Raw genomic sequence first — 24,881 nt, forward strand, 5'->3', positions numbered from 1 at the left:
TGACATTTTTTATATCAGCCATCGCTTTTTCAATTGAAAAAAAAACAGGAAATTTGTCCCAGATATGAGATATTTTATAGAGTTTTCTTACAACGGTTCGGCTTACTTTGGTTATCAGATCCAGCCAAATCAGATTTCTGTTCAGGAAGAGTTGGAGAAAGCATTATCCACTATTCTTCGCAAGCCTATCAAAACAACGGGAGCCGGAAGAACGGATACAGGTGTCCACGCAAAAAAGATGTTTGCCCATTTTGAAATCGATGAAAATGTGGATGATAACTTAGTTCATAAACTCAATTCATTTTTGTCAGAAAATATTGCGATTAAAAGAATTTTTGAAGTTGCTGATGATATGCACGCGAGATTCAGTGCGACTTACAGAACCTATGAATATTATATTTCGCTAGAAAAAAATCCGTTTTCCAAAGATTCTTCTTGGCAATATTGGCGTCAAAAACCGTTGGATATTAACCTGATGAACGAAGCCTGTAAAATCCTTTTCGAATATGATGATTTTACAAGTTTTGCCAAACTCCACACCGATAACAAAACCAATATCTGCAAAATCTACAAAGCAGAATGGGAACAACTTGGACATCAATTAAAATTCACAATTTCTGCAGATCGATTCCTGAGAAATATGGTGAGAGCAATTGTAGGAACAATGGTAGAAGTTGGTAGCGGAAAAATAAAACCAAACGATTTGCGAAAAATCATTGAAGACCAATTCCGAAATTCTGCTGGTGTTTCTGCGCCAGCGCATGGTCTTTTTTTGGTAGATGTTGGCTATGATTTTTAATTTATATTTAAATCATTAAGCTGAGATTTCAATTTTTAAAGTCTTATTTTTGCAAAGATTTTTTTCGATTCTGAAAAAATTTCTGGAATTCTAAAACAGATGAAACAACAAAATACTTGGGACATTGTCAAGCGATTATTTTTAATCGGAATGAAATTTAGATCGTGGTTTATTTTCACGCTGATTATTTCGATTTTTCTGGCCATCGTTTCTACTTACAGACCGATTCTTACTAAAAATGTTGTCGATATAGACATTGTTCAGCTGAAAGATAAAGCACAGCTGATGAAGCACATCTATCTGCTGATTGGATTGGTAATTGCTGAAACGGTTCTTAACTTTTTCCTGGTTTATTTCTCGAATTTCATTTCTCAGAATGTCATCCGTGATATCAGGGAAAGATTGTATCACAAACTGATTTATTTCAAGACTGCTTTTTTTGACAAAACTGCAATCGGGAATCTTGTAACAAGAGCTGTCGGCGATGTTGAAACCATTGCAACGGTTTATACAGACGGGTTTTTAATGGTTTTCGGAGATATCTTGAGAATTGTAATGGTTCTTTTTGCGATGTTTCAGGTTGACACGCATCTCAGTTTGATTTCTCTGGCAATTCTTCCGATAATGGTTGTGATTACGAGAGTTTTCCAAAAGAAATTGAAGGTTGCATTTGGTTCTGAAAGAAGTTGGACTGCTACACAAAACAGTTTTGTTCAGGAACGTTTGGCTGGAATGTCATTAATCCAAGTTTTTAATAGAGAAGAAGCTGAGTTTAAGAAATTTGATACGATTAATATTGAACTGAAAAAAGCTTTACTAAAAACAGTTTTTATCTTTTCATTATTCTTTCCTGTCGTTGAATTGATTTCGTCACTTTTCATTGGATTTATTCTATTTTATGGCGGATTTATCAAATCTACGCCGGGAGTTATCATTGCGTTTATTCAGTTTATCAATATGTTGATTCGTCCGTTGAGACAGATTGCGGATAGATTTAATAATATCCAGAGAGGAATTGTAGGTGCAGAAAGAGTTCTTGGCGTAATGGACGAAGACCAAGCGATGCCCAATAACGGAACAATTGCCAAAGACCATTTTGATGGAAAAATCGAGTTTGAGAAAGTTCATTTTGCTTACGATGAAAAACAGGAAGTTTTGAAAGGCATTGATTTCAAAGTAAATCCAGGTGAAACTGTCGCCATTGTAGGAGCAACCGGAGCCGGAAAATCCACGATTATTAGTCTAATTACCAGATTATACGACATTAATTCCGGAAAAATAATGCTGGATGATGTGGACATCAGAGATTATGAATTATATAACCTGAGAAGCCATATTGGTGTTGTGCTTCAGGATGTTTTCCTTTTCCACGGCAGTATTTTTGAAAACCTGACTTTGGGCGATGAAGATATTACACTCGAAAATATCAAAAAAGCGGCGCGCGAAATTGAAGTGGATGAGTTTATTGAAAAATTGCCCAACGGTTATGATTACGTGGTAAGTGAAAGAGGTTCATCAATCTCCCTTGGACAAAGACAATTACTTTCATTCTTAAGAGCATATCTTTCTGACCCGAAAATTCTGATTCTTGACGAAGCCACTTCATCTATAGACCAAGAAAGTGAAAAATTAATCCAACGAGCGACTGAAAAAATCACGAAAAACAGAACTTCAATTATTATTGCTCACCGACTTTCTACAATAGAAAAAGCAGATAAAATCATCGTAATGGACCACGGACTGATTGTGGAAGAAGGAACGCATCAGGAACTTCTGGCTAAAAATGGTTATTATTCTGTTCTTTATAAGGCTCAGGTTGTGAGTGAAATTGATACTCAATAGATTTTCGATTTTCATTAAGAATAAATTTGTAAATTTGATTAAAACCTATTGAAAATGAATATCGAATCGAGAAAAATAGAATTTGTTCAGGCTTTTCTGAATCTTCAAAGTGAGGAGTTGATTTCTCAATTCGAAAAACTCTTGAAAAAAGCTAAGCAATCTGAAAAAGAATTGGAACCATTTTCCATTGAAGAATTGAACTCTCGTATAGATTCGTCATTAGAAGATTCTACAAATGATGAAATAACAGAATCAAATGAACTACTTTCTGAAATCAGACAATGGCAATGAAAATATTCTGGACAGCTTTTGCTAAAAGAGAATTAAGGAATATTTTCGATTATTATAAAATAAAAGCAAGTCCGAAAATTGCCCAAAATCTAATCATTGAAATTGTGGAGAAAACTAATGCTTTAGATTTTCAATCTAAAATAGGACAAAAGGAAGAGCTACTTTCTGACAGGAAAGAAAATTTCAGATATTTAGTTTCCAAAAATTACAAAATAATTTATTGGATTAATGAAGAAAAGAACAGGATTGAAATCGTTGACGTTTTCGACACTCGCCAAAATCCTTTAAAAATAGAACGAGAGAAATAATTTTTAATCAATTCTCAAAATTTCCCAAGCTTCCTCAATTTCATTGTTTTTTAAAAAACTTTGTGCTAATAAATGTACATCTTTTTCGGAAGAAAAATTCCCAATCGGTAAAATTTCTACATTCGCTAACATTCCCAAATCGTTGCCTGTAAAAACATTGCTTTGTTTGATTTCGTTGGGAAGCTGGTCGTAACCAATTCCTTTTGTAACCAAAGGTTTAGGAACTTCAAAAAGGTTATTTTCATTGTTTCTGGAATAATAATTACTTCCTAGTCGTGCTACCAAATCCAGTTGTTTCTGGTCAAGATTTCCAGCTTCATCTAGATATTTTTCGTTGATATGAATTTTAACAATTTCCGCAATCACAAGATTTCCTGAACCTCCAAGATTTCCAAGCGATTTAATTTCTAAAACTTTACATTCGAAATTAACGGGAGATTCTGCAATTAAAGGTGGTTTTACGATGTCAGCAGGTTTCATTGTCAATCCGGATTTGATAAATTCATTCACACCATCTTCATATTCTGTACTCGCTAAAGAAACCTGCTGAACCATCTCGAAATTAACATTACCGATGACCAGTTCCGGGACTTCTTCCAAGTTTTCAAGAGTATGTTTCGTCGTATTATCTCGGACTCTTCTGGAAGGCGAAATAATCACAACCGGCGGAACTGTGCTGAACATATTGAAAAAACTGAAAGGCGAAAGATTGATTTCTCCTTTGCTGTTAATCGTACTTGCCAAAGCAATTGGACGTGGCGCAATTGCAGTTTGCATAACTTGTTGCAATTGCATCGCAGGAATATCGGAAGGGATGATTGTTTTCATTATTTTTAACACTTAAGTTACTTTTGAGTTTTAAAATTAATTTTGATTAAGTACAATTAAGTTTTGAAAATCAAAGATTTTTGTATTATTCTTTCGGGAGGTATTGAAATGATTTTGCGGCAAAAGTTTCGTAGCCTTCGTGATAAATATTGTTGACATTAAAATTAATCAAAATGGAACGATGAGCTTTCAACAGATTCATATAATTCATTGTTTGAGCTTTATGAATATTATGTAAATCAGTCACAGATTTTAATTCTAATACAATCAAATCTTCGATAAAAAAATCACATTTTAATTTGCAATTAATGTTTTCACCTTTATACAAAAACGGAATTTGAAGTTCACCTTTAAAATTTAATCCTAATATTTTAAATTCCTTTTCCAAACATTGATGATAAACTTCCTCATACAAACCGGGACCTGCTAACTTATGAACCTCAATGCAAGCGCCAACAATTTTGTAAGCTAAATCGTTTAGTTTCTTTTGTGTAATCATTTGTGTTATTTCTATTTATTAAGACTTAAGTTTATATCAAAATACTATAAAATAGTTCACATAAGAACACATAAGTTTTTGAAAATCTTTGATTTTCGACTAAAGTGAACTTTTTTAACAGAATTAATTTACTTTAAAGTAACTTAAGTGTTGAAATTCCAAGTGTCTTTTATTGTAAAATTGCTGGTAAAATCTTTCCAGAAACTTCGCCAAAACCAACTCGGATTCCGTCTTTTTCTGACCAAGCTTTCATTGTAATTGTATCGCCGTCTTCTATGAATTTTCTTTCGATTCCGTTTTTGAGTTGCAAAGGTTTTGTTCCTCTCCAAGTCAATTCCAACATAGAACCGTAAGATTTTTCACTTTCTCCGGAAATAGTTCCACTGGCATAAACATCGCCAACTTCCACATTACAGCCATTCACGGTGTGATGAGCCAATTGTTGACACATATTCCAATACATAAATTTATAATTGCTCTCAGAAATTAGATTTTCTTCAGAATTTTCCGGTTTTAAATAAACCTGAAGATTGATGTCATAATTTTTATCGCCTTCGAATTTCAAATAATCTAAAACTTCTGGTTCCTGCTTTGGAGATTCAGTTTTGAATGGTTGTAAAGCTTCTAAAGTCACAATCCAAGGAGAAATAGACGAACCGAAGTTTTTCCCTAAAAATGGACCCAAAGGAACATATTCCCAACTTTGAATATCTCTTGCAGACCAATCGTTGAAAATCATCATCCCAAAAATTGCATCTTCTGCTTCCGCAATAGAAATCCTTTCTCCTAAATCTGTATTCTTATTCACAACAAAAGCCATTTCTAATTCGAAATCGAGTTGTTTCGATGCGCTGAAAATCGGTTTGTCAGAATCAGCAGGTTTGATTTGTCCGCAAGGCCTTGTAATATCGATCCCTGATAAAACAATCGAAGAAGCGCGACCGTGATAACCAACCGGCAGATGTTTCCAGTTTGGTAATAACGCATTCGCAGGATCGCGAAACATCATTCCAACATTGGTGGCGTGCTGAATGCTACTATAAAAATCAGTATAATTTGGAATATGCAAAGGCATCATCATTTGAATCTCATCCAGATTATAGAAACATTCTTCCAATGCTCTTTCGTCTTTCGAAAGCAAAGAATCTTCTAAAAGCAATTGCTGAATCCTTTCACGAACTTTATTCGTAATTGGTTTTCCCAATTCTATGAATTCGTTAATCGTGTAACCTTCAAAAACATTTTCTTCGAAACCTTTGATATCTTCAAAATAACCAAGGTCAAATAATGTTGCCAAATCGATGATAATATCGCCAATTCTTGTAGCACAAGCAATAAATTCTTTATTGAAAACACAAACTCCAAACGGAATATTATGAATTGAAAAATCGGAATCTGAAGGATAATTGATGAAGGATTTCATTTTTTGAATTTAGAATTAGATTAAAAAATTAAAGCATTAAAAATAATGCTTTAATTGTAAAAATATAAGAAAATAATTTGGGTTTAAAGATTTCCGCGTCTCTCCTGCTCTCTTTCCAAAGCTTCGAAAAGCGCTTTGAAATTTCCAGCTCCGAAACTTTGTGCACCATGTCTTTCGATGATTTCGTAGAACAAAGTCGGTCTGTCTTCCACTGGTTTTGTGAAAATCTGAAGCAAATAGCCTTCCTCGTCACAATCTACAAGAATTCCAAGATTCTGAAGTTTTTTGATATCTTCATCAATATTTCCTACACGCTCGGGAATCATCTCGTAATAGGCTTCTGGTGGCGGAGAAAGAAATTCTACGCCTCTATTTTTAAGTTCTGTAACAGTTTTCACAATGTCTTTTGTTGCCACTGCGATATGCTGAACGCCTTCTCCTTCGTAGAAATCTAGATATTCTTCTACCTGAGATTTTTTCTGGCCTTCTGCTGGTTCGTTGATTGGGAATTTAGCAAAACCATTTCCGTTGGACATAACCTTTGACATCAATGCAGAATATTCGGTATTGATTTGTTTATCGTCAAAGGAAAGGATATTCACGAATCCCATTACTTTCTCGTACCATTCCACCGTTGGAATCATTCTGTCCCAGCCGACATTTCCTACACAATGGTCAACGTATAACAACCCAACATCAGAAGGATTATAATCACTTTCCCACTTTTCGTAGCCTGGCATAAAAGCACCATTGTAATTTTTGCGCTCTATGAACATATGAACCGTTTCTCCGTAGGTATAAACGCCAGACATTTTTAATTCTCCAAATTCGTCTGTCAAAGTTTGAGGTTCTAAGTAAGATTTTCCTCCACGTTTTGTTGTTTCTTCAAAAGCTTTGTAAGCATCATCTACCCAAAGTGCCAGAATCTTAACCCCATCGCCGTGTTTTTTATGATGTTCACAAATTGGAGAGTCTGACCTAAGACCAGAAGTTAAAACCAATCTGATTTTTCCTTGTTGCAAAACATAAGATGCTCTATCTCTGACACCGGTTTCTGGACCAGCATAAGCAACGGATTGAAATCCAAACGCCGTTTTGTAAAAATGGGCGGCTTGCTTGGCATTTCCTACATAAAACTCAATAAAATCGGTTCCGTTGATCGGGAGAAAATGCTCGGCTTGTGCGATTTTCTCGGCAAAAGTGAGTGTTGACATTTTACTTTTTTACTTGATTATCTGTTTTGCCAAGATAATAATTTTCTCTAATGTAGACTAACATTTGTTAGTTTACTTAGAAGAAACGATTTCAATGAAATTATTAATTAACAAATTACCGAATTCTCTAGTGTAATCAATTTGCTAAAATTATTATTTTAATAGAAGTAAGTGATTTATTTTCAATGAAGTAATAAGTTTTTTTAAGTTTTTTTAAGTTTACAAATATTAATGCCTGTGTTATAACTTTGCTGCCAACAAATTAGTATTCTAAAAATAGTGATGAAAAGACCGATGAGAAGCCGTATTACGGCTTTTGTTGGATTAAAATATTAAGTACTCCAGAATTTGGAATATAACTATCCCATAACTTCCAAACATTATCAATCCTTTTAATGAAATAGATGTGCGTATCCAATTCATTGATGATATATTCTTTCTCAGTATTTTCAATTTTAAAAACAAGATTCCAAAATTCCTGAGCTTTCACCACAATCATTTCACTTTCTTCAGAGACCACTACAATATCAAAAATTTCGAAATTTGACCGGTTTTTATTCGTAAATAAGATTAATTTACTGTCTTCCAGCTGATAGCTGAAACTTTTTATTCTTTCAATAAATGGAGAATTCCTAAAAATCAAATCGTCGAAGAGGTCAAACCTTAAGTCCGGAAAAAATTTAAAAAACTCGAAGTTTTTCTGACAAAACTTATAAACGATATCGGTAGCAAACTCTTTTCCTAATTTGGACTCATCATAACTGTTTTTTCCTCTAACGCTTTTGACAAAGGAATTAAGATTTTTGAAACCTAAAAAAATACAGATTTTATCCAGCGTTTTAATAAAGCGCAAATCATTGTGCGTTTTATAATCATAATCACTCTCAAAAAAGCGCTGCAATGTGATATGAGAAATACTCGTTCCTAGTTCGAATCTTTTCTCATTCCGAAATTCTTCTTTTTCAGACAGTTCTTCAGAAATCAATTCAGCTAAAATTATATAATGACTTCTTTTCCAGTTAATTGAAGTGGCTAAAATAGAATTTTTTATGATAGGATGCCTTCGTACTTCTTCTTTTATTAAATTATAAATAGATTTCAATCGGTTATTGTTTTATATCAAATTTAATAAAAAAAAGCATTTAGACAGGCTTTTTCAGTAAGAATTTAACATTTTATTTGAATCTTTCATAAGCTGCTTTATCCAGCAATTCCCTATCATCTGGATGAGAAATTTCTATTAAAGCTTTTGCGCGCTGTCTGAGATTTTTCCCGTAAAGATAGGCAATTCCAAACTCCGTTACAACGTAATGAATATGACCTCTGGTGGTTACAACGCCGGCACCTTGTTTCAGAAAAGGGACAATTCTAGGAACGCCTTTTTTAGTTCTGGATGATATTGCCATGATTGGTTTTCCACCTTCACTCAACGCCGCGCCGCGCATAAAGTCCATTTGCCCGCCAATCCCGCTGAACTGATATGTTCCTATGGAATCTGCACAAACTTGCCCTGTCAAATCAATTTCTATTGCCGAATTGATGGCGTGCATTTTCTTATTTTTCATAATGTTAATCGGGAAATTAACGTGCTGAACGTCCATAAATGCAATCGACGGATTATCATCTACAAAATCATACAATTTCCTTGTTCCAAAACAAAAACTGGTAATCGTCCTATTGGTGTGTGTTCCTTTATACTTATTGTTAATAATATCATTTTTAATCAAATCGACAACGCCATCGCTCAGCATTTCTGTATGAACGCCTAAGTCTTTATGATTATTAAGACACTTCAGAACAGCATCTGGGATAGTTCCAATTCCCATTTGAAGCGTTGCTTTATCATCAATTAATTCTGCAACGTGTTTACCAATCAGCATTTCCTCTGCTCCTACTTTTGCCCCGTAATCGATGGTTAGCAATTCTTCCTCACTCCAGACTGCTTTTGAGATTCGGCTAATGTGAATCATTCCGTCGCCGTGTGTTCTTGGCATTTTCGGATTCACAATAGCAATAATAGTTTTAGCTGTATCAATCGCACTTCGCGCAACATCTACAGAAGTTCCCAAAGTACAATACCCATGATTATCTGGTGGAGAAACTGTTATCAAAGCCACATCAATTGGTAGAATCTCGTTTTTGAAAAGAATGGGAATTTCGCTAAGAAAAATTGGGACAAAATCACCATTTTCCGAGTTTACTGCATCGCGTACAGGAGCAGAAGTAAAGAGGGAATTGATATAAAAACTGTCTTTATATTGAGGTTTGGCAATTTCAACATTTCCTTGTTGAGTGATAGAAACCATCTCCACATCTTTTAGCCTGTGAGCCTGATTTGCAAGCTCCTCATAAAAAAGATTGGGTGTACAGGCACTTCCGTGACCGAAAATCCTGTCACCACTTTTAATAATTGAAACCGCTTCTTCTGAACTAACATAATTAAACATAGCTTTCTTTTTTTTCAAAATTAATTATTATTGATAAAATATTTGATGAGTCTTATCAGTTATGTGTCAATTTGTTATCCTAAATGATAAAAATCAGAATTTTCTTTGACAAACCAAAAATAATATTTTAATTAGTCCTTTAAAGTTCTTTACAATAGTTAAAATTCGCAAATTATGATGGCACCAGCTTTAAGAAGTACTTTACTCTACTCAATTCCTTTAATAATATTGAGCTTTCCGCTCATCGCAATGCAGCTTACCAACGAAGTAAATTGGACTATCTCAGATTTCCTTGTAATGGGAATACTTTTATTTTCAACAGTTTTTACAATTGATTTCGTTTTGAAGAAAGTCAAAACTTTGAAATCTAGGCTTATAGTGATCTTTGCAATTGTTATTCTACTTGTTTTAGTTTGGGCAGAATTGGCGGTAGGGATTGTTGGCAGTCCTTTAGCTGGGAGTTAGAAACATAATTTAAAAATCGAAGTTATTATTTTATTCTAGCCAACTCGTTTTATAACTCGGGTCTTCTACCTTAATCGCTTCTTCGGTCAACTTCAGAGGTCGGAAAGGGTCAACCATTACCGCATATTCGTCAGTGAATTTTTTACCGATGCTCCGTTCCATTGCACCGGGATGTGGACCGTGAACAATTCCGCCTGGGTGAAGGGAAAAATCCATCAAATCGACGTGATTTCGGCTCATAAAATCACCTTCGGTATAAAACAAAACCTCGTCTGAATCGATGTTGGAATGATTGTACGGCGCTGGAATGGCTTGCGGATGATAATCATACATTCTTGCACAGAACGAACAAACCACAAAATTGTGTGCTTCAAAATTCTGATGAACTGGAGGCGGTTGATGAACTCTACCTGTAATGGGTTCAAAGTTTTTGATATTGAATTTATATGGATAAAAATAACCATCCCAACCAACGACATCAAAAGGATGTGTCGCATAGATGAAATCGGTAATTTGGTTTTCTTTTTTGACTTTGATGAGAAAATCGCCTTTTTCATTTTTCGGTTCTACAAAAGTTGGAGGAATAATATCTCTCTCACAAAACGGCGAATGTTCCAGCAATTGTCCGAACTCATTTCGGTAACGCTTTGGAGTATAAATCGGAGAATGTGCTTCTATGAAAAAGAAAACATTTTGCTCCGATTCAACTTCCAACTGATAAATGGTTCCTCTTGGAATTATGAGATAATCTCCAACAGAAAACTCAATGTTTCCGAGCATTGTTTTCAGAGTTCCTTTGCCTTCGTGGACGAAAAGTAACTCATCACATTCTGCATTTCTATAAAAATAATCAGTAGATTTTCTAGGTTTTGCAAGACCCATTTTGAGATCGTTATTAAGCATCAGAACTTGCCGGCTTTCCAAAAAATCATCCTCAGCGGTGATTTTTGCACCTTTAATCATTCTCGGCGTTACGTTTTTTTCCACAGCAATTTTGGGTGTTACGTCTTTTACATTGCCAATTGATCTGATCTGAGTCGGGCGATGTGTATGATAAAGCAACGATGCAATCCCGTGAAAACCTTCTGTGCCAAAGAGTTGCTCGTAATAAAACTGGTCATCTTCGGATTTGAAAACGGTATGTCTTTTTGGTGGAATCTTACCTAACGGAACGTATCTCATTTTGTTGGATTTGGCTTTTCTCAAATGTAATATTTTTTTGAGAATTAGATTGCAACTTATTTTTGAACGCATACTTCCACTCCGCTCAGTACACACGCAAATATTTTTTTTGACTATACTAAAAATATTTTTGAGTTCGCAAAGACGCTTTCGCTGAGCTAAGATGACAAAACGTGATTTTACGCTGACTGTTGTTTTGTACTGAAAACTGCAGCCCGACTTGAGTGGAAATCCTTTTTTTGTGGCTGGAAAAGCTAGGCAAAAAAGATTGGGAACGGAAGGCGGATAAAGCTGCCCAAATAAAAAATACGGCATCAACTTTTCTTGATTCTTGTATCTTTTACTATCTTTGAGATTATTAAAATTTTTACAAATGAATGATTCATTAATGGTTTCTCAGATTTCAGAAATCGAAAGGGCAGAATTTTACAGAAAAACGTATATGCACGTCGCAGTGGCGATTTTGGCGTTCGGAGCGGTGGAATATTTGTTGTTGAAAACGATTCCATTGGAGACCGTTTTGTCAATGGTAACCGGGAAATATATCTGGCTGGCGGTTATCGGCGTTTTTTGGTTAGCGTCTATGCTGGCGACAAGACTCTCTTTTTCAGTTTCCAAAAACACGCAGTATTTGGGATTGGGATTGTACGTTTTGATAGAAGCCGTCATTTTCCTTCCAATGCTGGGAATTGCAAGTTTGTACGCACCGGAAATCATCACACAGGCTGCGCTGGTAACAGCTTTTATGTTTGCGGGTCTGACTGCAGCGGTCTTTATGACCAACAAAGATTTTTCTTTCCTTAGGAACATCATCGTTATTGGTGGATTTGTTGCCTTGGGCGTGATTGTCGTTGGCGCGATTTTCGGGTTCAATCTTGGACTTTGGTTCTCTTTGGCGATGGTTGGATTGGCGAGTGCAAGTATTCTTTATGAGACTTACAACATCAAAAATATCTATACAAAAAACCAATATGTTGGCGCGGCTTTGCAAATGTTTGCTTCGATAATGCTTTTGTTCTGGTATATTCTGAGAATTTTTATGAGCAGAAGAAGCTAATCAAGAAGCTAGATTTTAGAGATTAGAATTTAGACTTATCTATAATTAAACTCATCATTTTTTGGTGAGTTTTTTTGTGTCCGAAAAATTAAAATAAAAGTAAATTTTTTATTTCTAATAAAATTGTTAGCTTTGTCTAACATTTTTGTTTTATGAAATTAATTATCGCCTTACTACTATTTTTATCCGTTTTCATTAATGCTCAACTGGATTCTGCTAATGTTTCTAAATCTGATACAATCAACAATTCTAAAAGCATTGACGAAGTCACCATTACTCAATTCTCTGTGAAGAAATTGAATAGTCCGATTTCGACAGATGTTTATTCGCAACAGTTTTTTCGGAAAAATCCGACGGCTAATATGTTTGAAGCAATTGCGATGGTCAACGGCGTGAAACCCCAATTGAATTGCGCGGTTTGTAACACAGGTGACATTCACATCAACGGTTTGGAAGGCGCTTACACGATGATTTTGATTGACGGAATGCCGATTGTCAGTTCGCTTTCCACAGTTTACGGACTCAGTGGAATTCCGAATAGTTTGATTGATAGAATTGAGGTTACGAAAGGTCCGGCTTCGTCTATTTATGGTTCGGAAGCGATGGGTGGCGTTATTAATATCATTACAAAAAATGCTTTGCAGGCGCCGGATTTTGCGACCGATGTGATGACGGGAAATCAAGGTGAAATCAACCTTGATATTGCGAAGAAAGTGTTTGATAACAAGAATTTTTCCAGTTTGTTGAGTCTCAATTATTTCTATTTCGGGAACAGAATTGACCAGAATAAGGATAATTTCACGGACACACCTTTGCAAAACCGAATCTCCGTTTTCAACAAATGGAATTTTAAAAGAAAAGAAAACCGACAGGCGAGTTTTGCCTTGAGGTATTTTTATGAAGATAGATTTGGTGGTGAAATGCAGTGGCAAAGGAAAAATCGCGGTTCGGATGATGTTTATGGCGAAAGCATTTATACGAATCGTTTTGAGTTTTTTGGAATTTATCAATTGCCTTTGAAGGAGAAATTTCTGCTTCAATATTCTTACAATTACCATCATCAGGATTCGTTTTACGGGAACACTTCTTACTTGGCGACTCAGAAAGTTTTGTTTCTTCAAATGAATTGGGAAAAGCAATTGGGCAAACATCTTTTGAGAAGTGGAACAACTTTAAAATCGACTTTTTATGATGATAATACGCCAGGAACTGCCAACTCGATGGAAGAAAATCAGCCAATGAAATCTCCAATTTATGGTTTTTACCTTGAAGACGAATGGGAAATCAATCATAAAAACACCTTGCTTTTGGGTTACAGATATGATTATCACAAGATTCACAAATCCGTGCATTCTCCGAGAGTGGCGTGGAAATTTGAGCCAAATCCTAACCATACTTTGAGGCTGAGTTTTGGAACTGGTTTCCGTGTTGTGAATCTTTTCACAGAAGACCACGCGGCGTTGACTGGTTCGCGGGAAGTGGTTATTGCGGATGATTTGAAGCCGGAAAAATCTTTAAATACAAACCTGAGTTATCTGATGAAAATTCCAATCAAAGATTATTTTATTAATGTTGATGTGAACGGATTTTACTCTTATTTTAATAATAAAATTGTGGGCGATTTTGATTCGGAGCCTGATAAAATTATTTACGATAATTTGGCTGGACACGCGATTTCGAGAGGAATTTCTGCAGACGTCAGTACGAATTGGACTTTGCCGATTCAGTTGATGTTTGGAGTGACTTATATGGATGTTTCTCAGGAAAATGAAGGCGACAGAATCCAACAATTGCACGCACCGAAATGGAGCGGAACTTACAATTTGAGTTATCAGTTTGCGAACAAATTTTCGATGGATTTGACTGGACAATTCTACGGACCAATGCGATTGCCAACTGTTCCAGATGATTTCCGACCGGAATATTCGCCTTGGTTTACGTTGATGAATATCCAGTTGACGAAGAAATTTGATAATGGTTTTGAGATTTATGGAGGCGTGCGAAATCTGTTAAACTTTACGCCGAAAAATCCAATTCTAAGACCTTTTGACCCGTTTGATAATCAAGTGGATGATGTTGCAATTAATCCATACGGCTATACTTTTGATACGACTTATGGCTATGCGCCGATGCAGGAAATCCGGACGTTTTTGGGGATTCGTTATCAGATAAGATAGATGTTAGAAATTAGATTTTAGAAGTTAGATTAATGAAAATACTGACTTTCATATTATTAATGATTTCCGGGATTTTTAATTCGCAGGAAGTGAAGCATTATGGGTTTGAAAGTTTACCGGAAAAGTTGGAGAAACCGATTTTGATTTATATGAAAACCGATTGGTGCTCAATTTGTAAGGTTCAGAAATATCAAGTTGAGAAAGATTTGGAGTTGAGAAATCTGATGGATGAAAAGGTTTATTTTATCACTTTTAATCCTGAAAAATATAAGGAATCGATTAAATTCTTTGGTGAAAATTACCATTATATTTCAAACGGAAATTCTGGCATTCACGAACTGGCATTTGAATTTTCATCCAACAAAAAACCTGTTTATCCGAGTTGGATTTTGATTGATAAAAATGGGAAAGTTTTGTTACGAAATGAGGGATTGGTTGATAATGGGACTTTGAAATTATTGATAAGCACTTCGACTCCGCTCAGTGTGACAAATAAAAAAACCTTCTGAAAATTAATCCAGAAGGTTGCTATTTGTATTTAATAAAATCTTATTTCGTCAAATCCAAACCGCCGAAATTACCGGAACTCATCATCACAAAAGCGCCTTGGGATTTGTCCAAAGTTTCCCAGTAAGCGTGAAGGTCTTCGGCATTGGTAAAGACTTTCAGGTTTTCTTTTTTGAATTTTTCCTTAATCAAATCCGGAGAAATCGGGTCCATTCTTTTGATTTTCAAAGCGTCTTCTGAATAGAAAACGACCGCATTATCCAAACCATCCATTGCGTGGTCGTATTGCTCGAGGAAAACCGGATTCAGACTGGAATAGGTGTGCAATTCTAAAAATCCAAACGTTTCAGTTTTTGAAAATTGTTCTGCAAATGCGGAAACAGTCGCTTTCACTTTGCTTGGTGCGTGTGCGAAATCTTTGTAAAGCAGTCCACCATCCGCTCTTTTAACAATTTCAAGACGTTTAGATGCTCCTTTAAAACTCATAATCGCTTCATAGAATTCCTCTTCCATTATTCCCAATTGAGAACAGATGAATCTTGCGCCTTCCATATTCAGCAAATTGTGTTTTCCAAAAACAGACAGTGGAATATCGCCCATATCGGTTTTCAGATTGACGATTCCGTTTTCTATTTTGTAAGCTGGGGTTTTGTATGGGATTTTTCTGAAGAAATTCTCAGAAGCTTCCACCACTTTTACCACTTCTTCATCTTCTTCGTTATAAACCAAAACACCGCCAGGCGTGATGCTCGCAACAAATTTTCTGAATTGGTCGATGTAATCATCAAAGGTTTTGAAAACATTGATGTGATCCCAAGCAATTCCGGAAATCAAAGCGATATTGGGTTGGTATAATAGAAATTTTGAACGTAAATCAATTGGAGAAGACAAATATTCATCACCTTCAAGAATCATAAAGTCATTGTCATCCGTGATTTTCACCATACAATCAAAACCTTCCAATTGCGCGCCGACCATATAATCTATGTCTTTCTGATGGAAATTCAGAACGTGAAGAATCATTGATGTAATCGTCGTTTTCCCGTGAGAACCACCAATTACAACTCTCGTTTTCTCTTTGGATTGTTCGTAAAGAAACTCAGGATAAGAATAGATTTTCAATCCCAATTCTTTCGCTCTTGCTAATTCAGGATTGTCGGTGTGTGCGTGCATCCCGAGAATGACAGCATCAATATCCGAAGTCAGTTTTTCCGGAAACCAACCTAACTCTGCAGGAAGAATCCCTTTTCTTTCCAATCTGGATTTTGAAGGTTCGAAAATAGCATCGTCGGAACCGGTCACCTGATAGCCTTTATCTTTGAGAGCAATGGCAAGATTGTGCATCGCAGAACCGCCAATGGCAATGAAATGGGTTTTCAATTCAATATAATTTTACACAAAAGTAAGGAGTTTTCTTTGAAAGATGTTAGAAATTAGAAGTGAGAAGTAAGATTTCCGTCATTAATCATAAAATAAAAAACCTGATTTTTTACAATCAGGTTTCGAGGATATTTATGATAAAGTGGTTTGGAGCTTAGGACGTTCGTATTCTATTTTCAGTTCTTCGCCTGTTAATGTAAAGTAGATATTCTGCAATTGGTGAAGATAACTACATTTGATATAGTTTCCGAAAAACAAAAAACCTTCTAAAATTTTATTAGAATTGAGATCAAAATCATATCGGCAATAGTTTGGAAGGTCGAATCTTATTCTGCTTTAAGAACGATAAGCCTCCTTAAATCCCAATTTTGAAAACCATTCAGCAGTCAATGCAATTGGTTTTAGTTTTCTAGAATCAATAGCAGTTTCAGAATCAATTTTCACAAGGATTTCTTCATTAATATTTTCCATTCCGATAATTGGCACAATCGAGTCTTCATACATAAGCAGATTGTTGAGTCTAAGTTCTGTCGCTTCCATGTCTATAAGATATTAGTGATTTGTATAATTCAGTGTCACTAGCAGTAAACAAAAGCTTTGCCAAGTTCATGTAAAATAAATAATTAATTTAATTTATCATTGATGAATTAATTTTATGTAATCGAGCATATTTTGTTGTGTTTCTGACATTTCTTCATTGTTTCTGTATATTCTGTCTTTTATTATATTTTCAATTTTTTGTTTTTATGATTTTGTAATAATCAAATATAGAATTCAATGTTTGATGGCATTTTCTTTGAACTGGCTTAAATATAACATCAAATCTATAGTTATGAAAAGTAAAGAAATAATATCTATCCGTAATAAAACTGTAGTTATTACCGGTGCCTCAAGTGGTGTAGGAAGGGCTGCAGCAGAGGCATTTGCACAGGAGGGTTGTAATCTTGTATTGGCTGCCAGGGGGAAAGAAGCGTTAGAAGAAACTGTTGCCATCTGCAAAGGTTTTGGTGCATTTGCGATAGCGATTCCAACTAATGTTGCGGAATATAAGGAAGTGGAGCATCTTACAGAAAAAGCTTTGGAAATTACAGGAACCATTGATTTCTGGGTCAATAATGCAGGCGTAATGGCTACAGGAAGATTCGAGGAGACGCCTGTGGAGGTAATAGACCAGCTTATCAAAACTAATCTTTTAGGTTATATGCACGGAGCAAGAAGTGTGCTTCCGGTCTTTAAAAAACAAGGACATGGCATTCTTATAAATAATATATCTATTGGCGGATGGATGCCTGCGCCTTATGGTGCTGCTTATTCTGCTTCAAAATATGGAATTCGTGGGATGGTGGAATGCCTTCAGGGTGAAGTTTCGGATCAGCCGGATATTCATTTGGTAGCGTTGTATCCCAGCATCCAGCGCTCTACAGGTAATATGCACTCGGCGAAATATTCTGGATTAGATTTTAAAATTCCGCCAACAGCAGCCGACCCAAAAAAGCTGGCTGAGGAAATGGTGGCAATGGCTAAAAATCCTAAAAAAAGCAAATTTACGGATTGGTCATCACTGCTTATGAAGACGGCTTATGGTTTTTTTCCGAAAGTGGTTATCAATTCAACTTCAGCGGCATTACGTCTGCTGATGAAAGAAGACCGTACAACAGATACGGATGGCAATATTCTTACACCATCCAAATCTCCAATGCAAGTGTACGGCGAAACGATATTGCCAGTGCCTAGTAAGAAATCTAAGATTTTAATGGCAGGTATTTTGGCAGCTGGAGTCATTTTGATGATCTCGAAATCCCGAAAGCCGATATCGTGAGAGATTTACAGAGTAATCTATAATCCTAACCATAAATAGGTTGGTACTTATAACGTTTCCCTGTTTTTTCTCTTAACAAAATAAAAAACCCTGAATAAGAAATATTCAGGGTTTCATTTTGAGGTGCCTAGCGGATTCGAACCGCTGTAGATGGTGTTGCAGACCACTGCCTAGCCGCTCGGCCAAAGCACCGTTTTATTGGAATGCAAATTTAGTGTTTTTTTTTAAATTTCAAATTTTATAACTAGTTTTCTTCAACTTTTTTGAGAAAAAAACAGTGCAACTAAAATTAATGAATTGCAAAAATAGCCCTGATGGCAGCGGTTACCCCGCAGTGAGATGGGAAGAACGGCATCGGAGGTGGAAGAAAGGGCACGAGGAGTATGAGCGAACAGCAGGTTCCCGGCTTCTAAATATTAATGTTTTGAATTTCTTTAATTATTGATTCCAATCTTTATTTCGGTTCCAAATAAGTATCTTTGCAGAAATTTTTTAGAAATAATGGATAGAATCCAACTGAATACAATTGAAGAAGCGCTGGAAGATCTTAAAGCGGGTAAAATGGTAATTGTGGTAGACGATGAGGATAGGGAAAATGAAGGCGATCTTGTCGCAGCTGCAGAACTTACTACGGCAGAAACAGTCAATTTTATGGCCACTTTTGCCAGAGGTTTGATCTGTATGCCTATCACAGAAAAACGGTGCGACGAGCTGGAACTGCATTCTATGGTTGCTAATTCTACGGATCCTAAAGAAACCGCTTTTACCATTTCTGTAGATCTTCTTGGAAAAGGTGCTACCACAGGAATCTCTGCGAGTGACCGTGCAAAAACAATACAAGCCATTATGGACCCCGAAACCAAACCTGGTGATCTTATGAGACCGGGCCATATTTTCCCTCTCCGGGCAAGAGAAGGCGGCGTGCTGAAAAGAGCCGGACATACGGAAGCTGCCATAGACCTTACAAGACTTGCAGGATTGAAAGAGGGTGGTGTGATCTGCGAAATTCTGAATGAAGACGGAACCATGGCAAGATTGCCACAGCTGAGAGAGTTTGGTAAAAAACATGATTTGAAAGTGGTTTCTATTGAGGATTTGATTCATTATAGATTGAGACAGGGCGATCTTGTAGAAAGAATAGAAGAGCGTGATATCAAAACGCATTTTGGGGATTTCAAATTTTATGTTTTTGAAGAAAAACCAACAGAACAAATCCATTATGCACTAACGAAGGGAACTTGGACTACAGATGAAGCCGTGCTGGTGAGAGTGCAATCTTCGGGAACTTATTTTGATGTATTCAGTCGTTTGTCTAATGGTGAGCATCCATTGATGCAGAAAGTTACAGACTTGATAAATGCGGAAGGTAAAGGCGCTGTGGTTTTCATCAACAATGTTTCTAACAAAGAAAATACATTGAGCAGGATTCAGCATTTCCTTAATTTCCAGGATGGAACTAATGATCAGCCGACCATTGCTCCTAATTTCAGGGATTATGGTATCGGGACTCAGATCCTTAAAGATCTTGGAATTAATAAGTTCAAAGTCATTACTCAAAATCCGAACATAAAACCGATTATTTCCGGCTATGATGTGGAAGTGAGTGAAATGATTGCCTTGTAGACATAAAGTTAATATGAGTATAGATAATAGATTTTTATCTTGATTATAACAAGAAAGCGCTCCAATCGGAACGCTTTTTTTTTGTATTTTCTATTCGTTTATTCTTTCTAAGTCTATTTTGCAGGCCAAATATTATTCTTTGGATTAATATCCGGAACAATTGATTTTGGGTCAAGTGAAACTGAGCTTATCTCCTTTGTAGAATCCATTTGGAAAGTCCATTCTGTGTTTCTTTTCCAAACTTCTACAGGTAGTTTTACTGTTTCAGTTGTTCCGTCTTTAAAGGTTACCAAGACTGTTGTAGGCATAGGCAGCTGACCAATATTTTCTACCGTGATCTGCGCGCCGTTTTTGTAATCACCATTCACAGGTTTTACAGCTTTCACGGCTTGATCTACTTTCCATTTGTTCATAAACCAACCTCTCCAGAACCAGTTAAGCTCTTCTCCGGATACATTTTCCATCGTGTGGAAGAAATCCCAAGGCGTAGGATGTTTAAAAGCCCATCTGTGAACATAAGTTCTGAAAGCTTTATCAAATTTTTCGGGTCCGAGGATGGTTTCTCTCAGGATTCCCAAGCCAAGTCCTGGTTTAAAATAAGCAAGAACACCAATGCTTCTTTCTTTCATATTATCCGGGCCTACCATGACCTGCTCAAAGTTGTCACTTTGCACGAAAGGTCCCATTTTTCCTATATCTTGTTTATGGTAATATTCGCCTTTGTTGAAAGCTTCTGTCGAAAGTTCATTAATAAACGTATTGAAACCTTCGTCCATCCAAGCAAAAACCCTTTCATTGGAACCAACAATCATTGGAAACCAAGTATGGCCAAATTCGTGGTCAGTCACACCCCAAAGATCATCGCCTTTCGAATTCCTATGACAGAACACAATGCCCGGATATTCCATTCCTCCTTCATTTCCAGCTACGTTGGTTGCCGCAGGATAAGGATATTCAAACCACTTTTGGGAATAATGTTCAATAGAAGCTTTGGTATATTCTGTAGATCTTCCCCAAGCTTTTTCGCCGGCACTTTCTACAGGATAAGCTGAGATGGCCAGAGATTTTTTACCGCTTGGCAGATTGATTCTTGCAGCATCAATAATAAAAGCGGCTGATGATGCCCATGCGAAATCTCTTGCCTTTTCAATTTTGAATTTCCAGGTTTTGGTGCCGGAATTATTTCCTTTTCCTAGCTCAGATTCCGGGTGAATCATTACTGTTTTTTCGCTGTTTTTTGCAGTATTCCAACGGCTGATTTCTTCTCTGGAATACACTTCTTTCTCGTTCAATAATTCTCCCGAAGCTACTACATAATGATTAGCGGGAACAGTAATATTAGCAGATAAAGTTCCATATTCTAGGTAGAACTCCGATGCACCAAGGTAAGGGAGTGTATTCCAACCCATTACATCGTCATAAACACACATTCTGGGATACCATTGTGCAATCGTAAAGATCTTTCCATTCTTTGTCTCTTCCACGCCCATTCTGTCTGATCCATATTTCGGTGATTTGAAAGCATATTCTATTTTAAGCTTTGCAACACCGCCATTGGCTTTAAGTTCTTCCGGAAGGTCGATTTGCATTCTGGTGTCTGTAATTGTATATTTTACGTCTTTACCATTATACTTTACCGATTTGATTTTATAACCGCCATCGAAAACTTCGCCTTTTGCCCCATTTCTGCTTCCGGCAATCGGGATGACGGCATTTCCTCGGGAATCTTTGGAGAACAGATTCTGATCCAGCTGAAGCCATAAAAAACTGAGCTGATCCGGACTGTTATTGGTATAGATGATGTCTGCTGAACCTGTAAGTTCATTGCTTACATCATTTAGGCTCACATTCAGCTGATAATCTGCGGAGTTTTGCCAGTACTTGTGACCCGGTTGTCCGCTTGCAGAACGAGTTTCGGTTCCTGTTTGCGGATAAAAAAACGGTTTAAATGCTTCTGTGTAATCATACTTTGGAGATTCCTGCGCAAAAGTATGCCCTGTAAAAGCAACAAGAGCAACAGCAGAAAGCAAATACGGAAGTCTGAATTTCATTTAGGGAAAATTTTTGGTTAAGTAAAATTAGTGCTTAAAAAACTTCTGATGTTACAAATAAAACGTTATAATAAGGATTAGATAAAAAATCTGTTTGTACATTTGTGATTGAAAATCCGAAAATGACACGTATTCTTCTTTTATCAGACACGCATTCTTACATCGATGACAGGATTCTCGATTATGCAAACGATGCCGATGAAGTTTGGCATTGTGGCGATTTCGGGAGTATGACTGTGATTGAGGAATTAGAAAAAATAAAACCAATCCGTGGTGTTTATGGCAATATAGATGAAGCCAAAATCAGAACCATTTTCCCGGAAGTTTTGAGTTTCAAATGCGAAGATGTAGAGGTTCTGATGATTCATATTGGTGGTTATCCGGGGAAATACTCACCGTTGGCAAAGAAAGAAATTGCTGAGAAAAAACCGAAATTATTCATTTCCGGACATTCTCATATTTTGAAAGCAATGCACGATAAAAAGAATAATCTTCTTCATCTTAATCCTGGCGCATGTGGAAAATCCGGTTGGCACAAAGTGAGAACAATGATGCGTTTCACGATTCATAAAGATGAAATCAAGGATTTAGAAATCATAGAACTCGGAGCTCGGTAGGAGAGTTTGAGAATTATTGAGTTTGAGAAATCACATATCAATCATCATTTATCAATTATTATATGAAAGTTGGAGATTTAGTTTCTGTTATTGATGAAAATCTTAAAGGTAAAGTTCTAAAGATTATTGCTCAGCAAGTAAAAATCGAAGACGAACACGGTTTTACGTATAATTTTTCTAAGGATAAATTAACAATCATTGATGCCGATTTGTACGAAAATTCTCCAATTATTAGAAAAAATGAAACACCCAAAGTTGTTTCGAAAAAACATAACAAAGCACCTTTGAAACTCGATTTGCATTTTGATTTATTAGTCAAAAATCCATCAGATTATGATGCTTTTGAAAGATTGATGATTCAGAGAGAAAAATTGCTGGAAACGATTGATTTTTGTAGAAAGAATAAAATCAAAACCTTACAAATCATCCACGGAATTGGCGATGGTGTTTTGCAAAAAATGGTTTATGATGTTTTGGAAGGTCTTACAAATATCGAATATGACAGTGACGGATTTTTCTATCATCAATCCGGAAATGTCGAAGTCAAATTTTTATAAAAAGTAATTATGTGCAGAAAACAAATCAGTCTTATTTTAATTTTAATATTTGCGTTCAATTTTGCTCAAACCCAATATAAAACCGAAAGCAACATCTCTTATTATCCTGAAAAAATCAGTAGAACAGATTCTTACATCGAAGTTCAGGATCTGACTAAAAAATAAAGTCAGAGAAGAATATAAAAGAAAAAAAAAGTCGAAAACCGGATATATAGTTTGCGACTTTTTTCTGAGGTAAAATTTAATTCAAACTCACATCTTCCGGTGCATTTGCCCAAAGAAGAAACTCGCCGCCGAGATTTTGCATAATATTTTTCCAAAGATTCTGGTCATTTGGAAGCGTATAATCTAAGTTGTAAACATCTACAATTGTCCACATTTTACGCTGGATTTCGCCTTCAAGTTGCATCGCAGACCAACCAGAATATCCGGAAAAAACCTTGATATTTTCTATATCAGTAGAGCCTTCAACAATTGACGAAACTACAGAGTCAATATCTTCAGTAATATAGAATTCATCATTGATTTCAGAATATTCCTCCGCAATTTTTTCACCTTTCAGGATAAAATAAATCTTATCATTTTCCACAGGTCCGCCTTCATACACATCCACTGGAAACCCGAAAATATTCAGCAGACGGGAACTAATATTTTTGTTCTTTTTGTTCAAAATCAGCCCAAAAGCACCATTTTCATTATGCTCAATAATCAGCACCACAGAACGCGAAAATATATCGCCGGAAATATCAGGCGTTGAGATTAAAATTTTACCTTTGTAAGAGTAATTCATCTATCAAAGCTATTAAAAAATATTTTTTTTGAAAAAGAATTCAAGCAAAAATTAATCTAAAATTGTGACAAGTTGAATAATTTGGGCGCCTTTATCCGCCCTCCGTTCCCGCTTTTTTGTTTTTTTAGAAAAAACAAAAAGAGCTCCACTCAGGTCGGGGCGCGCTTCGCAAAAAAGGAAAATTTGTCAAAGAATCCAAAATAAACCTTTAGTTTAGTTTTTCTTTGATGAGCAAAGCGTCTTTGCGACTCCTAAAACATTGAATCAAAAAAAAACTTTGCGAACTTTGCGTTTAAAAAAATCAATATTATAAAGCATCTCAATCATAAAATGAACAACGAAAACCTCCACGATAAAAGAAAAGTTTACGATAAGTCTCAATTAGTCGAAAGTGAAATCAAAGCCAATCCAATCGAGCAATTCCGTAATTGGTTTTTGGAAGCTGAAGAAAATCCACAAGTTTCCGAAGCCAACGCAATGGCAATTTCAACGGTAGAAGAAGACGGTTGTCCAAGAACCAGAATGGTTTTGCTGAAGTCGTACAATTGGGAAGGTTTTATTTTTTATACCAATTACGAAAGCCGAAAGGGAAAATCACTCGAGAAAACTAAAAAAGCCTGTCTTCATTTTTTCTGGCCAAGTTTAGAAAGGCAAATTATCATCAAAGCCAATATAGAACGAATTGCGGAGAATATGAGTGACGGCTATTTCCATTCTCGTCCGAAAGGAAGTCAACTTGGAGCAGTGGTTTCGCCTCAAAGTCAGGAAATCCCGGACCGAAATTTCCTAGAAAACAAACTAAAAGATTTAGAAACCGAATACGAAAACAAAGAAATCCCAAGACCTGAAAATTGGGGCGGTTATATCGCAAAACCCTACGAAATCGAATTTTGGCAAGGCAGACCAAACCGTCTTCACGACAGGATTTTATATTCTTTGACAGAAAATTTCGATTGGAAGATCTCCAGATTAGCACCGTAAGTTTTAACCACAAAAGTCACAAAG

General features: G+C 36.1%; 25 protein-coding genes and 1 tRNA gene. 14 read left to right on the plus strand and 12 right to left on the minus strand.

Features of this window, described 5'->3' with window-relative positions; all coding sequences use genetic code 11:
• Positions 1–64: 64 nt before the first annotated feature.
• From truA to EGH73_RS09445, 4 genes are all read left to right on the plus strand, one after another.
• Positions 65–799: a tRNA pseudouridine(38-40) synthase TruA gene (truA, locus tag EGH73_RS09430; RefSeq protein ID WP_123281613.1), complete on the plus strand. Its 735-nt coding sequence runs from the start codon at positions 65–67 to the stop codon at positions 797–799.
• Between the two features lie 99 nt (positions 800–898).
• The gene (locus EGH73_RS09435; protein ID WP_123281614.1) at positions 899–2,641 is read left to right on the plus strand and encodes an ABC transporter ATP-binding protein; all 1,743 of its coding nucleotides are present in this window, start codon (positions 899–901) and stop codon (positions 2,639–2,641) included.
• A gap of 54 nt (positions 2,642–2,695) precedes the next feature.
• Positions 2,696–2,932: a hypothetical protein gene (locus EGH73_RS09440; RefSeq protein ID WP_089769019.1), complete on the plus strand. Its 237-nt coding sequence runs from the start codon at positions 2,696–2,698 to the stop codon at positions 2,930–2,932.
• On the plus strand, positions 2,929–3,240 hold the full coding sequence (locus tag EGH73_RS09445) for a type II toxin-antitoxin system RelE/ParE family toxin (RefSeq protein WP_245985493.1): 312 nt from the start codon (positions 2,929–2,931) through the stop codon (positions 3,238–3,240). Before EGH73_RS09440 ends, EGH73_RS09445 begins: the two co-directional genes overlap by 4 nt.
• A 3-nt stretch (positions 3,241–3,243) precedes the next feature.
• On the opposite strand, the gene EGH73_RS09450 is transcribed toward EGH73_RS09445, so the two are convergent.
• From EGH73_RS09450 to EGH73_RS09475, 6 genes are all read right to left on the minus strand, one after another.
• Positions 3,244–4,068: a flavin reductase family protein gene (locus tag EGH73_RS09450; RefSeq protein WP_123281616.1), complete on the minus strand. Its 825-nt coding sequence runs from the start codon at positions 4,066–4,068 to the stop codon at positions 3,244–3,246.
• 85 nt (positions 4,069–4,153) lie between these two features.
• A complete protein-coding gene (locus tag EGH73_RS09455; RefSeq protein ID WP_123281617.1) occupies positions 4,154–4,567 on the minus strand; it encodes a GxxExxY protein in 414 nt (137 codons plus the stop codon).
• A gap of 169 nt (positions 4,568–4,736) precedes the next feature.
• Positions 4,737–5,990 (minus strand): fumarylacetoacetase, encoded by a 1,254-nt coding sequence (gene fahA, locus EGH73_RS09460; RefSeq protein ID WP_123281618.1) that lies wholly within the window; start codon positions 5,988–5,990, stop codon positions 4,737–4,739.
• Between the two features lie 83 nt (positions 5,991–6,073).
• Positions 6,074–7,204, minus strand: a complete 1,131-nt coding sequence (gene hppD, locus EGH73_RS09465) for a 4-hydroxyphenylpyruvate dioxygenase (protein WP_123281619.1) — start codon at positions 7,202–7,204, stop codon at positions 6,074–6,076.
• A gap of 307 nt (positions 7,205–7,511) precedes the next feature.
• Complete coding sequence (locus EGH73_RS09470; RefSeq protein ID WP_123281620.1) at positions 7,512–8,306, minus strand: hypothetical protein; 795 nt, start codon at positions 8,304–8,306, stop codon at positions 7,512–7,514.
• 73 nt (positions 8,307–8,379) lie between these two features.
• A complete protein-coding gene (locus EGH73_RS09475) occupies positions 8,380–9,651 on the minus strand; it encodes an acetyl-CoA hydrolase/transferase family protein (protein WP_123281621.1) in 1,272 nt (423 codons plus the stop codon).
• A 174-nt stretch (positions 9,652–9,825) separates the two neighbouring features.
• Here EGH73_RS09475 and EGH73_RS09480 point away from each other — a divergent pair, with 174 nt between their 5' ends.
• A complete protein-coding gene (locus EGH73_RS09480) occupies positions 9,826–10,116 on the plus strand; it encodes a hypothetical protein (RefSeq protein WP_089769035.1) in 291 nt (96 codons plus the stop codon).
• 30 nt (positions 10,117–10,146) lie between these two features.
• Here the strand turns inward: EGH73_RS09480 and EGH73_RS09485 are convergent, their stop codons facing one another.
• Entirely contained in the window at positions 10,147–11,298 is a 1,152-nt protein-coding gene (locus EGH73_RS09485; RefSeq protein WP_123281672.1) for a homogentisate 1,2-dioxygenase, read from the minus strand.
• 373 nt (positions 11,299–11,671) lie between these two features.
• Here EGH73_RS09485 and EGH73_RS09490 point away from each other — a divergent pair, with 373 nt between their 5' ends.
• The 3 genes from EGH73_RS09490 to EGH73_RS09500 all read left to right on the plus strand — a co-directional run bounded on the left by EGH73_RS09490 (position 11,672) and on the right by EGH73_RS09500 (position 15,041).
• Positions 11,672–12,355 carry a Bax inhibitor-1/YccA family protein gene (locus EGH73_RS09490; protein ID WP_063971051.1) on the plus strand — a complete coding sequence of 228 codons (684 nt, stop codon included), beginning with the start codon at positions 11,672–11,674 and terminating at the stop codon, positions 12,353–12,355.
• A gap of 152 nt (positions 12,356–12,507) precedes the next feature.
• Complete coding sequence (locus EGH73_RS09495) at positions 12,508–14,532, plus strand: TonB-dependent receptor plug domain-containing protein (protein ID WP_123281622.1); 2,025 nt, start codon at positions 12,508–12,510, stop codon at positions 14,530–14,532.
• 32 nt (positions 14,533–14,564) lie between these two features.
• Positions 14,565–15,041: a thiol:disulfide interchange protein gene (locus EGH73_RS09500; protein ID WP_148041695.1), complete on the plus strand. Its 477-nt coding sequence runs from the start codon at positions 14,565–14,567 to the stop codon at positions 15,039–15,041.
• Positions 15,042–15,081: 40 nt separating this feature from the next.
• Here the strand turns inward: EGH73_RS09500 and EGH73_RS09505 are convergent, their stop codons facing one another.
• On the minus strand, positions 15,082–16,419 hold the full coding sequence (locus EGH73_RS09505; RefSeq protein WP_123281624.1) for a UDP-N-acetylmuramate--L-alanine ligase: 1,338 nt from the start codon (positions 16,417–16,419) through the stop codon (positions 15,082–15,084).
• Positions 16,420–16,755: 336 nt separating this feature from the next.
• Positions 16,756–16,959, minus strand: coding sequence for a hypothetical protein (locus tag EGH73_RS09510; RefSeq protein ID WP_123281625.1), 204 nt, complete (start codon positions 16,957–16,959; stop codon positions 16,756–16,758).
• 292 nt (positions 16,960–17,251) lie between these two features.
• Here EGH73_RS09510 and EGH73_RS09515 point away from each other — a divergent pair, with 292 nt between their 5' ends.
• The gene (locus EGH73_RS09515) at positions 17,252–18,238 is read left to right on the plus strand and encodes an SDR family oxidoreductase (protein WP_123281673.1); all 987 of its coding nucleotides are present in this window, start codon (positions 17,252–17,254) and stop codon (positions 18,236–18,238) included.
• 121 nt (positions 18,239–18,359) lie between these two features.
• Here the strand turns inward: EGH73_RS09515 and EGH73_RS09520 are convergent.
• A tRNA-Cys gene (locus tag EGH73_RS09520) sits at positions 18,360–18,430 on the minus strand.
• Between the two features lie 309 nt (positions 18,431–18,739).
• Here EGH73_RS09520 and ribB point away from each other — a divergent pair.
• Positions 18,740–19,861 carry a 3,4-dihydroxy-2-butanone-4-phosphate synthase gene (ribB, locus tag EGH73_RS09525; protein WP_089770682.1) on the plus strand — a complete coding sequence of 374 codons (1,122 nt, stop codon included), beginning with the start codon at positions 18,740–18,742 and terminating at the stop codon, positions 19,859–19,861.
• A 113-nt stretch (positions 19,862–19,974) separates the two neighbouring features.
• Here ribB and EGH73_RS09530 read toward each other — a convergent pair whose 3' ends face one another.
• Positions 19,975–21,912, minus strand: coding sequence for a M1 family aminopeptidase (locus EGH73_RS09530; RefSeq protein ID WP_123281626.1), 1,938 nt, complete (start codon positions 21,910–21,912; stop codon positions 19,975–19,977).
• A gap of 122 nt (positions 21,913–22,034) precedes the next feature.
• Here EGH73_RS09530 and EGH73_RS09535 point away from each other — a divergent pair, with 122 nt between their 5' ends.
• The 3 genes from EGH73_RS09535 to EGH73_RS14015 all read left to right on the plus strand — a co-directional run bounded on the left by EGH73_RS09535 (position 22,035) and on the right by EGH73_RS14015 (position 23,251).
• Positions 22,035–22,529, plus strand: coding sequence for a metallophosphoesterase family protein (locus EGH73_RS09535; RefSeq protein WP_089770683.1), 495 nt, complete (start codon positions 22,035–22,037; stop codon positions 22,527–22,529).
• A 62-nt stretch (positions 22,530–22,591) separates the two neighbouring features.
• Complete coding sequence (locus tag EGH73_RS09540) at positions 22,592–23,086, plus strand: Smr/MutS family protein (protein WP_123281627.1); 495 nt, start codon at positions 22,592–22,594, stop codon at positions 23,084–23,086.
• Positions 23,087–23,095: 9 nt separating this feature from the next.
• Positions 23,096–23,251 carry a hypothetical protein gene (locus EGH73_RS14015; protein WP_164467818.1) on the plus strand — a complete coding sequence of 52 codons (156 nt, stop codon included), beginning with the start codon at positions 23,096–23,098 and terminating at the stop codon, positions 23,249–23,251.
• Between the two features lie 76 nt (positions 23,252–23,327).
• Here the strand turns inward: EGH73_RS14015 and EGH73_RS09545 are convergent, their stop codons facing one another.
• Positions 23,328–23,876, minus strand: coding sequence for a YqgE/AlgH family protein (locus EGH73_RS09545; protein ID WP_123281628.1), 549 nt, complete (start codon positions 23,874–23,876; stop codon positions 23,328–23,330).
• Between the two features lie 330 nt (positions 23,877–24,206).
• Between EGH73_RS09545 and pdxH the strand changes: the two genes are divergently transcribed.
• Entirely contained in the window at positions 24,207–24,857 is a 651-nt protein-coding gene (pdxH, locus tag EGH73_RS09550) for a pyridoxamine 5'-phosphate oxidase (protein ID WP_123281629.1), read from the plus strand.
• Positions 24,858–24,881 lie beyond the last annotated feature (24 nt).

It is taken from the genome of Epilithonimonas hominis, from assembly GCF_003730015.1.
Classification (GTDB): Bacteria; Bacteroidota; Bacteroidia; order Flavobacteriales; family Weeksellaceae; genus Epilithonimonas; species Epilithonimonas hominis.

Coding starts and splice junctions, on each gene's coding strand:
- EGH73_RS09495 (WP_123281622.1), top strand. CDS start 12,508: ATGAAATTAATTATCGCCTTACTACTATTTTTATCCGTTTTCATTAAT.
- EGH73_RS09530 (WP_123281626.1), bottom strand. CDS start 21,912: ATGAAATTCAGACTTCCGTATTTGCTTTCTGCTGTTGCTCTTGTTGCT.
- ribB (WP_089770682.1), top strand. CDS start 18,740: ATGGATAGAATCCAACTGAATACAATTGAAGAAGCGCTGGAAGATCTT.
- pdxH (WP_123281629.1), top strand. CDS start 24,207: ATGAACAACGAAAACCTCCACGATAAAAGAAAAGTTTACGATAAGTCT.
- EGH73_RS09490 (WP_063971051.1), top strand. CDS start 11,672: ATGAATGATTCATTAATGGTTTCTCAGATTTCAGAAATCGAAAGGGCA.
- hppD (WP_123281619.1), bottom strand. CDS start 7,204: ATGTCAACACTCACTTTTGCCGAGAAAATCGCACAAGCCGAGCATTTT.
- EGH73_RS09540 (WP_123281627.1), top strand. CDS start 22,592: ATGAAAGTTGGAGATTTAGTTTCTGTTATTGATGAAAATCTTAAAGGT.
- EGH73_RS09485 (WP_123281672.1), bottom strand. CDS start 11,298: ATGAGATACGTTCCGTTAGGTAAGATTCCACCAAAAAGACATACCGTT.
- fahA (WP_123281618.1), bottom strand. CDS start 5,990: ATGAAATCCTTCATCAATTATCCTTCAGATTCCGATTTTTCAATTCAT.
- EGH73_RS09435 (WP_123281614.1), top strand. CDS start 899: ATGAAACAACAAAATACTTGGGACATTGTCAAGCGATTATTTTTAATC.
- EGH73_RS09500 (WP_148041695.1), top strand. CDS start 14,565: ATGAAAATACTGACTTTCATATTATTAATGATTTCCGGGATTTTTAAT.
- EGH73_RS09445 (WP_245985493.1), top strand. CDS start 2,929: ATGAAAATATTCTGGACAGCTTTTGCTAAAAGAGAATTAAGGAATATT.
- EGH73_RS09475 (WP_123281621.1), bottom strand. CDS start 9,651: ATGTTTAATTATGTTAGTTCAGAAGAAGCGGTTTCAATTATTAAAAGT.
- EGH73_RS09440 (WP_089769019.1), top strand. CDS start 2,696: ATGAATATCGAATCGAGAAAAATAGAATTTGTTCAGGCTTTTCTGAAT.
- EGH73_RS09515 (WP_123281673.1), top strand. CDS start 17,252: ATGAAAAGTAAAGAAATAATATCTATCCGTAATAAAACTGTAGTTATT.
- EGH73_RS09455 (WP_123281617.1), bottom strand. CDS start 4,567: ATGATTACACAAAAGAAACTAAACGATTTAGCTTACAAAATTGTTGGC.
- EGH73_RS09535 (WP_089770683.1), top strand. CDS start 22,035: ATGACACGTATTCTTCTTTTATCAGACACGCATTCTTACATCGATGAC.
- EGH73_RS09480 (WP_089769035.1), top strand. CDS start 9,826: ATGATGGCACCAGCTTTAAGAAGTACTTTACTCTACTCAATTCCTTTA.
- EGH73_RS14015 (WP_164467818.1), top strand. CDS start 23,096: ATGTGCAGAAAACAAATCAGTCTTATTTTAATTTTAATATTTGCGTTC.
- EGH73_RS09510 (WP_123281625.1), bottom strand. CDS start 16,959: ATGGAAGCGACAGAACTTAGACTCAACAATCTGCTTATGTATGAAGAC.
- EGH73_RS09450 (WP_123281616.1), bottom strand. CDS start 4,068: ATGAAAACAATCATCCCTTCCGATATTCCTGCGATGCAATTGCAACAA.
- EGH73_RS09545 (WP_123281628.1), bottom strand. CDS start 23,876: ATGAATTACTCTTACAAAGGTAAAATTTTAATCTCAACGCCTGATATT.
- truA (WP_123281613.1), top strand. CDS start 65: ATGAGATATTTTATAGAGTTTTCTTACAACGGTTCGGCTTACTTTGGT.